Genomic DNA, 12,414 nt, shown 5'->3' on the forward strand with positions numbered 1-12,414 from the left:
GTGCAGCACGCCGTTAGGGGAACGCAATCGGCACTCGGAGAGTCCAATGGGGGGATTCCGGGAGACCAGCAGGCGGCACTTGACGATCATGCGAAGGCGACATGGCAGGTTGTCCGCGAAAAGCTCCGTTCGGAGTTTGGCGCGACGGCCTATCGCTATTGGCTTGATCCGGTCGCATTGATTGCCGTTGAAGCCGGGGTCGCACGTCTTGGTGCGCCGACCCGTGCAATGCGTGACTGGGTCACCCAGCATTATCTTGATCGTATTCAGTCCTTCTGGCACGCCGAAGACGAAAACATCCATTTTGTCGAAATCGTTGTGGTCTTGCCGACAAACGGCAATGGTCAGAAAAATTCGCCCTCGTCGGCAGTTTCAGGCAGCCAGTCCACCAAATCCGGTTCCGCACACGGCCGCATCAGCGATAACCACGGACGTCCTGGGCAGGTTGCAAACGAGGCAACCAATCCCGAAGCTCCCTGCCAGCCATATGGCGGTAATGCAAAGGGGCTCGTTTCAGGCGGTCGCAAGGCAATTGCCAGCATGTCCGACGATGGCATCTCGGCAGCTCTCGATCCGCGCTATACTTTCGACAATTTCGTGATCGGCAAGCCGAACGAATTCGCCTATGCCGCGGCACGCCGTCTGGCCGAAGCCGAATCGGTGCCGTTCAACCCGCTGTTCCTTTATGGTGGCGTCGGTCTTGGTAAAACCCATCTGATGCATGCGATTGCCTGGCATATTCGTCGCACGCAACCGCATCGCACGGTTATTTACCTGTCTGCCGAAAAATTCATGTACCGGTTTATCCGGGCTTTGCGCGACAAGAATACGGTGGATTTCAAAGATCAGTTCCGGTCTGTTGATGTTCTGATGGTTGATGACGTTCAGTTCATTTCGGGCAAAGACTCAACCCAGGAAGAATTCTTCCATACTTTCAATGCACTGGTCGATCAGGGGCGCCAGATTATTGTATCTGCCGACAAGTCGCCTTCCGACCTTGAGGATATCGAGGAACGCCTGCGTTCGCGTCTTGGCTCGGGCCTTGTCGCCGATATTCATGCCACGACCTATGAACTGCGTCTGGGCATTCTCGAATCGAAGGCAGAACGCCAGAATATCGAGCTGCCGCAACGCGTGATGGAATTCCTTGCCCACAAGATCACAGCGAATGTGCGTGAACTTGAAGGGGCTCTTAACCGCGTGATTGCGCATGCGCAGCTGGTGGGGCGCGAAATCAGCCTCGAGATGGTTCAGGACGTGCTGCATGATGTATTGCGTGCATCCGAACGTCGGGTCTCGATTGAGGAAATCCAGAAAAAGGTCGCCGAGCAGTTCAATATCAAGGTGTCTGACATGCATTCGGCCCGTCGTGCCCGGGCCGTTGCCCGCCCGCGCCAGGTTGCGATGTATCTGTCCAAGCAATTGACGACGCATTCCCTGCCGGAAATCGGTCGCAAATTCGGTGGGCGTGATCATACGACCGTCATGCATGCGGTTCGCAAGATCGAAGAACTGCATTTGAGTGATCCATCGCTGTCCGAGGACATCGACCTGCTGCGTCGTATGCTTGAAGGCTGATTACGGTTTGAAAATAAGGTGCGGGTCACGGTCCAGGGGCGGTGGCCCGTTCTGATTCTGGCCAGATTTTTGCGGTGACCAACGCGCTGAAAATCAGGCATCGCGCGGGGTTCCGCCTTTTGCGCGCATTGTGCGGGAAAATATGCAACGACTCGTTTTGTTTGCTTGGGTTTAAGCCGTAAAAATCCTTCGATTTCCCGACATGCATGTTATAATGCGCCTGCCTTGCCAGAAAGGGTGGGGTAAAAGCGACAAAACCGATTATAAATCAATTTGTTAAACCAATACTGACAGACGGATAGGACGGGCATGAAGCTGACCATTGAACGCGCGGCTCTGTTGAAATCTTTGACCCATGTTCAAAGTGTGGTCGAACGGCGCAATACCATTCCGATTCTGTCCAATATTTTGCTGCGGGCAGAGAATGATCAGCTGTCTCTGACTGCAACGGACATGGATCTTGAGGTGATTGAAACGACCACTGCAGAAGTCAGTGAAGCCGGTGCAACTACCACACCTGCGCATACCCTATACGAGATCGTCCGCAAGTTGCCGGAAGGCTCACAAGTACAGATCGCGCTGGAGCCGGGGGCAGGCCGCCTGACCCTGTCGGCTGGCCGTTCGAAATTCAATCTTGCCGTTTTGCCGGTCGATGATTTCCCGGTCATGTCTGGCGGCGATCTTCCGGTTAGCTTCGGCCTTGCCGCGGCGGAGCTTCGCGGTTTGATTGATCGTGCCGAATTTGCGATTTCGACCGAAGAAACCCGTTACTACCTGAACGGTATCTATTTCCATGCGACGGATGCCGAAGGAACCAAAATCCTGCGCGCGGTTGCAACCGATGGCCATCGGTTGGCCCGGGTCGAAGCCCCGCTGCCCGATGGTGCGGAAAACATGCCGGGCGTCATCGTGCCGCGCAAAACCGTGGGCGAACTGCGCAAGCTGATCGAGGAAACCGGCGAAGCGGTGGATATAGCATTGTCCGATACCAAAATCCGCTTTGGCTTTGGCAAGGCTGTTCTGACCTCCAAGCTGATTGACGGTACCTTCCCGGATTACGAACGTGTTATCCCGTCGGGCAATGACAAGACACTTGATATCGAATGCAAAGCATTTGCCGATGCGGTTGACCGTGTTTCGGCAATTTCGATCGAGAAATCCCGTGCCGTCAAGGTTGTCATGTCGGGCAATACCCTGACCCTGTCGGCATCAAGCCCGGAACATGGAACCGCGACCGAGGAACTTGAAATCAATTACGATGCCGATGATATCGAAATCGGTTTTAACTCGCGCTATCTGCTCGATATCGCCAAGCAGGTAAAGGGCGATACCCTTAACCTTCTGATGTCGGATGGATCGTCGCCGACCATTCTGCGTGATACCGATGACCTGTCGGCATTGTATGTTCTGATGCCGATGCGCGTTTGACGGTTAGCGCATTTTTGCTGTGGCTGTTTTTGCCCATAATCTCTCATCTCAAGACGGTACGTTCATGACGAACCGTCTTGCCGTTTCCCGCATACAGCTTAGCGATTTTCGCTGCTACGAAAGCCTGCGCCTGTCGCTTGACGGGGCGCCGGTGGTTTTGACCGGGCCAAACGGGGCCGGGAAAACCAACCTGCTTGAAGCTGTATCGCTTTTGTCGCCGGGCAGCGGGTTAAGACGGGCCAAGCTGGGCGAGATATCCCGCAAACTGCCGGGCGCGGAAGAGGTAGATGACGGCACCACATTGCGGGCCTGGGCCGTATCGGCGTACCTGACCACCCCTGACGGGGACTATCAGGTTGGATCCGGCCTTGATCCTGCAGCCCTTGCGCAGGGACGCGAAAAGCGTGCCGTTCGGATTGATGGTGAAAACCAGAGAGGTCAGGCATCGCTGGGCCGGGTTTGTGCCGCGGTTTGGCTGACGCCGCAAATGGATCGTTTGTTTCTGGATGGGCCATCGGCGCGACGCCGGTTTCTCGATCGGCTGGTTTATGGCCTTGATCCGGAACACAGCAGCCGGGTTGCCGCTTATGAACACAGCCTTCGTAGCCGGGCGAAGCTTTTGAAAGAAGGCAAGGCAGACGATAAATGGCTGGCCGCAATCGAAGATTCGATGGTGCGTCATGGTATTGCGGTTGCGGTTGCCCGTGCCGAATTGCTGGCAAAGCTTGGCCGGGCCGGAACCATGGTTGTCGGGCCGTTCCCGGCGGCAAGGCTGGCTCTGGCGGGGGATCTTGAAAACTGGCTGGAACAGCTGCCGGCGATTGAGGTCGAAGACAGAATGCGGGCGGCATTGCGGGATGGACGGCCACGCGATGCCAGCTATGGCGGGGCTTCCGTCGGGCCGCAGCGCAGTGATCTGCTGGTTTGGCATGATGCCAAGAATCAGTCGGCAGATCAGTGCTCCACCGGCGAGCAAAAGGCGCTGCTGCTATCGATAATAATGGCCAATACCCGCCTGCAAAGCAAAGCACGCGGGGCTGGCCCGCTGCTGTTGCTTGACGAGGTTGTGGCGCATCTGGATGCAGAACGCCGCCACCACCTGTTTGATGAAATCGTGGCGCTTGGCGTTCAGGCCTGGATGACAGGTACGGACCGGGCGCTGTTTGAAGGTTTGGACGGACGTGCGCAATTCTTCCGCGTGGAAGATGCCACACTGACCGCTGAAACCACTCCGTGAATGCCGAGGTTGTGACGCTATGACCAACGAAACAGAAGCTCCGAAAACCGCCGAACAACAGGCGCAGGATTACGGTGCAGAATCGATCAAGGTTCTCAAGGGCCTTGAAGCGGTCCGTAAACGCCCTGGCATGTATATCGGCGATACCGATGATGGCAGCGGTTTGCACCACATGATTTATGAGGTTGTCGATAACGCGATCGACGAAGCGCTAGGCGGATATTGCGATACCGTCTGGGTGCAGCTTAACGGTGATGGCTCGGCAACGATCCGCGATAACGGTCGTGGCATCCCGACCGACATGCACAAGGAAGAAGGTGTTTCCGCGGCCGAGGTCATCATGACTCAGCTTCATGCCGGCGGTAAATTTGACCAGAATTCCTACAAGGTTTCCGGTGGCCTGCACGGCGTAGGTGTGTCGGTTGTGAACGCCCTGTCGACCTTGCTGAAATTGCGCATATGGCGCAACGGCAAGGAACATTACATGGAATTTTCCGGTGGCGATGCGATCAAGCCGCTGGAAATTGTCGGTGATGCGCCGATGACGGCGGAGGGCAAACCTCTGACAGGGACCGAAGTGACCTTCTATCCTGATGCCGAAATTTTCACGATGACCGAGTTCAACCTGCCGACGCTTGAACATCGCTTGCGTGAACTGGCCTTCCTGAACTCTGGTGTGATCCTTACATTGCGTGACGAACGCCATGGTGAACCGGTTGAAACCAAGCTGCATTACGAAGGCGGTATTCGTGCCTTTGTCGAATATCTTGACCGTAACAAGGTGCGTCAGATCGAAGAACCCATCACCATCGTTGGTGAAAAGGACGGTATTACTGTCGAAGTTTCGTTGCAGTGGAACGACAGCTATCACGAAACCACCCTGTGCTTTACCAACAACATTCCCCAACGTGACGGCGGCACGCACATGGCCGGTTTCCGTGCGGCCCTGACCCGTCAGATCAACTCCTATGCGCAGGAAAGCGGGATTGTGAAAAAGGAAAAGGTCAGCCTGTCGGGGGATGATGCCCGGGAAGGCCTGACCTGTGTGATCTCGGTCAAGGTGCCGGATCCGAAATTCTCGTCCCAGACCAAGGACAAACTGGTTTCATCCGAAGTCCGCCCGGTCGTCGAGAATATCGTGAATGACAGACTTCAGCAGTGGCTGGAAGAACATCCGCAGGATGCGCGCAAGATTGTCACCAAGGTTGTCGAGGCTGCATCGGCACGTGAAGCAGCGCGTAAGGCACGTGAATTGACTCGTCGTAAGGGGGCTCTTGATATCTCGTCCCTGCCGGGCAAGCTTGCCGATTGTCAGGAACGCGATGCCTCCAAGGCCGAACTGTTCATCGTGGAGGGCGATTCCGCAGGTGGTTCGGCCAAACAGGGTCGTGAACGTGGCTTTCAGGCAATTCTGCCGCTACGTGGTAAAATCCTGAACGTTGAACGTGCACGTTTCGACAAGATGCTTTCAAGTCAGGAAATCGGCACCCTGATTACCGCCCTTGGCACGGGTATCGGTCGTGACGATTTCAACATCGAAAAGGCGCGCTATCACAAAGTCATCATCATGACGGATGCTGACGTCGATGGTGCGCATATCCGGACCCTGCTTTTGACCTTCTTCTACCGTCAGATGCCGGAACTGGTCGAACGTGGATACCTTTATATCGCGCAGCCTCCGCTTTATCGTGCCAAACGCGGCAATTCCGTCCAGTACCTCAAGGATGACCGCGAAATGGAGCAGTACCTGACTGCGCAGGGCACCGAAGATGCGCTTCTGACGCTAAGCGGTGGTGTGCAGGTGGCGGGGCCGGATTTGGTCCGGATCGTTGAGATGGCCCGCAAGGCAAAAGGCTTTTTGGAACCCCTGTCACAGAAGTTGCCGATCTCGGTGCTTGAACAGGCCGTTCTGGCGGGGGCGCTCAACCCGGCATTGCTCGACGATGACGGCAAGCGGCAGGAAGCCGCCAATACACTTGCTGCCCGTCTTGATACCCTGTCCGAAGATTTTGATCGCGGCTGGAAGGGTGAGGCCCCGATGGACGAGATTATGATGTGGCGCATGCTGCGCGGGGTTGAGGAACGCTATGTGATTGACGGCAATATCCTGCGTTCGGCTGAAAGTCGTGCGATTGCCGGTATGTTGGGCGAACTTCGTGAATTGTTCGAAAAAGGTGCCGAATTCGGTGCCAAGGACAAGGTCTGGAGAATCAACGGTCCTGTCGATCTGGTCAATGCGGTGATGGAATATGGTCGTCGCGGTATTTCCGTCCAGCGTTATAAAGGCTTGGGTGAAATGAACCCGGATCAGCTTTGGGAAACCACCCTGGATCCAAATGTTCGCTCGCTCCTTCAGGTGCGGGTCGATCATGCGGACGAGGCGGAGGAAGTCTTCTCGACCCTGATGGGCGACGTGGTTGAACCGCGCCGCGATTTTATCCAGTCGAACGCGCTTAAGGTTGCAAACCTCGACGTTTGATTTGTTTTGATTGTGAATTGACTCATAAAACTGGAAACGCGACGCATAAATCTAGAATCTGTGACGCATAACATTGGAAAGCCGGAGGTATTGCCTCCGGCTTTCTTTGTTATTTCCGGGAGTATCTCGCCCTATTCTCAGAGATACAGGATACGTTGTGATCGCCAGAACTACTCAGCCAGGAAATTGGAAATCCATGGGAACGCGCTGAGCAACACCAGAATGATGGTAACAGCCAGCAAGAACGGCCAAAGGGATTTCAAAATGCGCCCTGCTGAAACACCGCTCATCGATGACGCGATATAAAGTCCGACCCCTACGGGCGGTGTCAAAAGCCCAAGTGTAAGATTAAGGCACATGACCACCCCGAACTGGTAGGGGCTGATATTGAAATCATTCATGGCGATTGGCAGCAAAATTGGTGAAATCAGGATTATGGCTGCAATTCCGTCAATCACCATTCCCACAAACAACAGCACCAAATTGACAATCAGAAGGAACAACAGAGGATCGCTCGTCACCGAGGTGATTAATGCTGCCAGCTTCTGAGGGAGCGCTTCATAGATAATTACCCACCCAAACACATTCGCAGCAGCGATCATGAAAATGATCATTGATGAGTTGACTGCAGTGCGCCTGAACATGTCGATGAAGGCTGATGGCTTGAGTTCACCATAAACAAGCCAACCGATCAAAAACGCGATGAGCGATGCGATTGCCGCACTTTCAGTTGGTGTCGCAATTCCAAAAACAATGCCGCCAACGATCGCCATCGGGATTAATGCAGCGGGCAAACAGTGCAACAGAGCAGACAACGCTTCATTCCGGGTAAACCACCCGCCTTTTGGGAAACCGGTCACCAGTCCGACAAGGAATATGACAGCAGCGAACGATCCAGCCAGCAAAATACCCGGTAATACACCGGCCAAAAACATCTCTCCGATGGGAATTTGTGCCAGAACACCATAAATGACAAACATCATTGATGGGGGAATGACCGGTGCCAAAAGCCCGCCTGCTGCGGTCGTCGCCGCCGCAAACCCTTTGTCGTATCCTTCCTTTTCCATCTCGGGGTTCATTGCCCGTGCCATCACCGCGATTTGGGCAGTCGCAGAACCAATGATGGCTGCCATGAACATGTTCGCAAGAAGATTGATATAAGCCAGGCCACCACGGAATCCGCCGACAAAAACACGCGCAGCATTGATCAACCGGCGGGTCATTCCACCTTCGTTCATCATTTCCCCGGTCAGCATGAAGAGCGGTATTGCCAGAAGGCCGTAGTTTTCAAGCCCTGCGAACATTTTCTGAGCAAAGCTGTCATACAGAACCGTATTCCCGCTTTCCCAAATGTACCAGATGGCGGTCAGGGCCAGAACCAGTGCAACCGGAACAGCGATCAGCAGCTTGAAAGCAAAGATCAGCGGTGTCATGACTCTTCCTTCTTATCGGCCGGGTTTTGACCAATCAGGTTCGTGAAACTGTGCAGCGTTGCACCGATTGAAAACGCCCACATCACCATCCAAACCCAGTATTTCTTGATGCCAAGCGTCGTGGTCGGTTCGGCATAAATGAAGTTGAAGGTCGCGCCCTGAAAGGCTTTGAAATCAAAGCCATGTTGTGCCAGTTCCAGCGGTGAAAACCAGCGCCAGCAAAACCAGAACATAGCCAGTGCAAATGCAAAAACGATCAAATCGACAAGCTTTGCTGCAATATGGCGCACAAACGGCGGCAAAAGATCGGTCAAAATCGTCACAGCAACGGTATGACCGAAATGCAGGGCAGCAGACGCGCTTAGAAAGGTCATCCAGGCCATTGCATAGATTGCAAGCTCATCAACCCAGTAAAGAGCAGCACCGGCGCTGCGTGTGACGACATTAAGAAGGATCAGCACTGTAATCGAAACTGCCAGCATGACTGCCAACGTCATTTCGACCCGTGCCACGCGCGCAGATAGGTTTCCGATCATGATTGAATATACTCTGGCGTTTAGGGCGCGCATATGCGCGCCCTTTGGCTTTGGTAATTATTGCGCAGTCGCTTTTGCAACTTCACGCAAGTATTTGAGCGATGAAGAACGCTCGGACCACGTCTTGTTCCAGGTATCGATTGCATCGGTGAAGAAAGTCTCATCCACTTTGACAATCTTGTGTCCTGTTTTTTCGATGCTATCGAGCCAATCCTGTTCTTTTTTGACGTAGGTATCGATTGTACCCTCGAGATGTTTGGCCATTAAATCATGGATCAATATCCGATCTTCTTCTGACAAATTCAGCCAGACCCGCGCGGAGATCAGTCCAACCATCGGGAACATCATGTGGTTCGACTCTACAATGGTGTCTGCATGATCGTAGAATTTCAGCGCCCATATCAATTCCGCGTCCATATCGATGGCGTCTACCTGACCGTTCGCCAAGGCATCATAGACAGCAGGGAGTGGCATCGGTGTTGGCGCTGCACCGACAGCCTTATAAAAATCAAGGATCGGCTCAAACGGTGTGATTCTGAGTTTCAGCCCCGCCAAATCGTCGGCGGAATTGACCGGAACACGACTGACAATCTGTCGCAAGCCACCCATGCCATAGCCAGCCCCGACAACCCCAACCTTCTCAGGAAGCTGATCAAGCATCGACTTTGCATTCTCGCTTCGCAGAATACGACCTGCATGCTCGATATCACTTGCCAGATACGGGGCATAAAACGCTCCGAAATCGGGTGCGCGGTTTGATACCTCGGCAATTGTCATAAACGCCATATCAAGTGCGCCGGTTTGCAATTGTTGCAACATCTCGGCTTCATCGCCCAACTGACGAGACGGAAATACTGTCACACTGTGATTCCCACCACTTGATACAGACAAATCCGTTGCAAAGTCCTGCGCGGCCTGCGTCCAGATATGCTGTGGCGGCGTGATCAAGCCCAGACGAAATTCATTTGCAAACGCAGGCATGGAAGAAGCAACCAGCAGTGCTGCCCCGGCCAGTGTTTTGGTGATATTTTTCATTGATTGGCTCCCTGATGTAAGCGTTGTGTTATTGGATTTGAACCCAACCCTCTGGCGGCTTGCCTTTTCCGGGGTGAATTTCACCACAGTCGGGACAAGTGCGGGCTTCGATGCTGTTATGGAAAGCGTCATAGATTTTTGGCAGCGCGGTCACGATACCCTCGGGCCCATCCAGTGTAACTTCCGCGCGGTGAACCAGACCCTCGCACTTGAAGCAATACCATTCGAACCCTTCTTTCATGCCGGGCTGACGGGGAGCTTCGACGACGATGCCAACAGAACCTTCCTGCGGGCGCTGCGGCGCATGACGAACGTGGGGTGGCAACATGAAGACTTCGCCTTCGCGGACAGTGACATCATAGATTTTTCCGCCATCCGCAATCTTGAGCATCATGTCGCCCTTCTGCTGGAAGAACCACTCCTCCACAGGGTCATCATGAAAGTCCACACGGGTGTTGGGTCCGCCAACGACCATGACAATCATGTTGCCTTCCTTGTGAAGAAGCTGGTTACCGACAGGCGGACGCAGCTTGTCAGCATTTTCTTCCACCCATTTCTTGAAATTGAAGGGCTTCAGTGTTGGATGTGCAGTCATGATCTTCTCCCGGTAGATCGACATATTCGTCTTACAAAACGACTTTCCACGTGAAAGGTTATGGGGAATTGTGACAAAGGAATATTTGTTTCGCGGAAAGTGGATATCGGTATTACTGATAGCTGCTATGGCGAGAGAAACAGCAGAGTTGTCCCACCCATAGTCACGACAGAAGCGATCAGCAGCCTTATGATCGCAACGGTTTCGCACCTTGTTATAACTAATACAAAGACAGCGCAGAACAGTACTTCGAGGGTTCCCAAAACAGCAACCGACAAGACCGACGCCGTTTTCAATGCGAAGAATTGCAGCAGTTGTCCGGTGCTTAATGCCAATGCTGTTTGCCAATGTTGCCTTGATCTATCAATGGTGATGTAGGTCCATCCGGCCTTTACGCCTTTGGCTCCTAATGCGCAGATCAACAGGATCACCGCTGCAAACAGTGCACCGATGCTTGCTCCTAGTGCCGCATCTGGTATTGAAACAAGCCCGATACCCCTGAAACAATATGCAAGGGCATAAGCAAGGGCAGACATGACGCCAACCACCAGCCCAGTTTTGGGAATGGCATGGCTTTGTCCTGTGGGCTGCACCAGATAAATCGCAACCCCGATCAGGACAATCAGAGCACCAGTAATCCGAAGCGCATCAGGATATTGCCCAAGCAACACAACTGCACAGGGTACCGCAAAGATTGGCGTCATTCGACGCATAAGCCCGGCGCGTACCGCGCCAACCATCTCAGTGGCGCGGTACATGGATTGTCTGCCGACAACATTCGCAAGCACCCCGGCAACGGCAAAGGCGGCCATTGCGGGAAAGACTTCAGGCACCATGATGTCGCCAGCCGCGACCTTACCCCAACCAACCCATAGACATAGCGACATGCCAAACGTCAGCAGGATGGACAGGAATACACCATTGTCACCCCGTGCTTTTGCCTTTCCCTGAATGATGAAGACACCTGCCAGCCCGTATGCAAATGCGGCAAGAGTTGCCAATATTTCCCCGGTCATCACATGGCTCAGAGCTGAAGACCGGAATCCTCGAACGCCGCACTGGTGGCAGCTTTTTCCGCTTCGGTAAGTTCGAGCATCGGATGGCGTACACGGCCACCAACCTGACCAAGCAGTTCCTGCCAGTATTTTCCATGGGCGGTCGGTTTGCCGCCCGGCTTGGTTTTGCTGATTGCATCGCGGACAGGCTGCAAACTGTCTTTTACCCGACGGGCTTGATCGAACTTTCCGTTAAAGGCCAGCTCGGTATATTCATGCATCCGGCGGTCATTCTTTGTCTGCAGCAAATAGGGAGGTGACGAGCAAAGATAAAGCTGCCAACCAAGTTCTTCGATATTGTCCAGCCATTCGTCTTCTGAAGATGTGGAAACAAGAATCTTGTCGCCAACCATGCGTGTCAAACGCGCATAGAGTTCTCGCGGCACCGAATATTTGATCGCCATGATATTTGGCAATTCCGCAATCCTTGCACAGGTCTCTGGTGCCATCAGATATCCGCTGTCAGGGTGGCTCCACATCGCGATACCGATATCCAGACGGTCACAAAGATACTTGTAGTAGTTATAGAGAACTTCGTCGCGGTCATGGCAGAAGCTCAGCATCGGGGCATGCACGACAACAAAATCTGCACCGCATTCCTGCGCATGACGCCCCAGTTCAAGAACGGTATTCACATTCTGATCAGAGATAGACATGATGGTTCCGGCCTTGTCACCGCACTCATCGGCGGCGATTGTCATGTTGCGCTTGCGCTCTTCAAGTGACATTGACCAGAACTCGCCCTGCTTTCCGGCGATGAACAGTCCTCGAATATCAAGATCATCGATCCAGTGCCGGATATTGCGACGCAGACCGGCCTCATCCATGCTCAGATTATCATCGAACGGATTAAGGGCAGCCGCCCAGATGCCGCGCATTGTTTCACGCGCATAGGCCTTAGCTTCGTTCTTCGTATATTTCATGAGTTGGTTTCCGATCTGAAAAGAGGTCGTTTTAACCGCGCACAGGCGCTGATTCATAACGGCAGTTAGGCTGCGAAACCCAAAGAAAACCAACAGTTTTGACGGAAACTAGCTA

10 protein-coding genes are annotated in these 12,414 nt (G+C 53.6%); 4 read left to right on the forward strand and 6 right to left on the reverse strand.

Translation table 11 applies throughout. The annotated features are described in order from the left end of the window. From dnaA to gyrB, 4 genes are all read left to right on the forward strand, one after another. Positions 1-1,578: a chromosomal replication initiator protein DnaA gene (dnaA, locus tag LG297_RS00005; protein WP_404423888.1), complete on the forward strand. Its 1,578-nt coding sequence runs from the start codon at positions 1-3 to the stop codon at positions 1,576-1,578. Between the two features lie 309 nt (positions 1,579-1,887). Continuing rightward, positions 1,888-3,006, forward strand: coding sequence for a DNA polymerase III subunit beta (dnaN, locus tag LG297_RS00010; protein ID WP_404423890.1), 1,119 nt, complete (start codon positions 1,888-1,890; stop codon positions 3,004-3,006). 64 nt (positions 3,007-3,070) lie between these two features. Next, complete coding sequence (recF, locus tag LG297_RS00015) at positions 3,071-4,243, forward strand: DNA replication/repair protein RecF (RefSeq protein ID WP_404423892.1); 1,173 nt, start codon at positions 3,071-3,073, stop codon at positions 4,241-4,243. A 19-nt stretch (positions 4,244-4,262) separates the two neighbouring features. After that, positions 4,263-6,722 carry a DNA topoisomerase (ATP-hydrolyzing) subunit B gene (gene gyrB, locus LG297_RS00020; RefSeq protein WP_404423894.1) on the forward strand — a complete coding sequence of 820 codons (2,460 nt, stop codon included), beginning with the start codon at positions 4,263-4,265 and terminating at the stop codon, positions 6,720-6,722. Positions 6,723-6,892: 170 nt separating this feature from the next. Here the strand turns inward: gyrB and LG297_RS00025 are convergent, their stop codons facing one another. From LG297_RS00025 to LG297_RS00050, 6 genes are all read right to left on the reverse strand, one after another. After that, positions 6,893-8,155 (reverse strand): TRAP transporter large permease, encoded by a 1,263-nt coding sequence (locus LG297_RS00025; protein ID WP_404423896.1) that lies wholly within the window; start codon positions 8,153-8,155, stop codon positions 6,893-6,895. Then, positions 8,152-8,691, reverse strand: coding sequence for a TRAP transporter small permease (locus LG297_RS00030; protein WP_404423898.1), 540 nt, complete (start codon positions 8,689-8,691; stop codon positions 8,152-8,154). The genes LG297_RS00025 and LG297_RS00030 overlap by 4 nt, the downstream gene beginning before the upstream one ends. A 57-nt stretch (positions 8,692-8,748) precedes the next feature. Continuing rightward, positions 8,749-9,726: a TRAP transporter substrate-binding protein gene (locus LG297_RS00035; RefSeq protein WP_404423900.1), complete on the reverse strand. Its 978-nt coding sequence runs from the start codon at positions 9,724-9,726 to the stop codon at positions 8,749-8,751. A 28-nt stretch (positions 9,727-9,754) separates the two neighbouring features. Beyond that, positions 9,755-10,321 (reverse strand): 3-hydroxyanthranilate 3,4-dioxygenase, encoded by a 567-nt coding sequence (locus LG297_RS00040; RefSeq protein WP_404423902.1) that lies wholly within the window; start codon positions 10,319-10,321, stop codon positions 9,755-9,757. Between the two features lie 125 nt (positions 10,322-10,446). Beyond that, positions 10,447-11,337 carry an EamA family transporter gene (locus LG297_RS00045; RefSeq protein WP_404423904.1) on the reverse strand — a complete coding sequence of 297 codons (891 nt, stop codon included), beginning with the start codon at positions 11,335-11,337 and terminating at the stop codon, positions 10,447-10,449. Positions 11,338-11,345: 8 nt separating this feature from the next. Continuing rightward, positions 11,346-12,299, reverse strand: coding sequence for a dihydrodipicolinate synthase family protein (locus LG297_RS00050; protein WP_404423906.1), 954 nt, complete (start codon positions 12,297-12,299; stop codon positions 11,346-11,348). Positions 12,300-12,414: the final 115 nt, after the last annotated feature.

Source organism: Thalassospira australica (assembly GCF_044790785.1).
Lineage (GTDB): Bacteria > Pseudomonadota > Alphaproteobacteria > Rhodospirillales > Thalassospiraceae > Thalassospira > Thalassospira australica_A.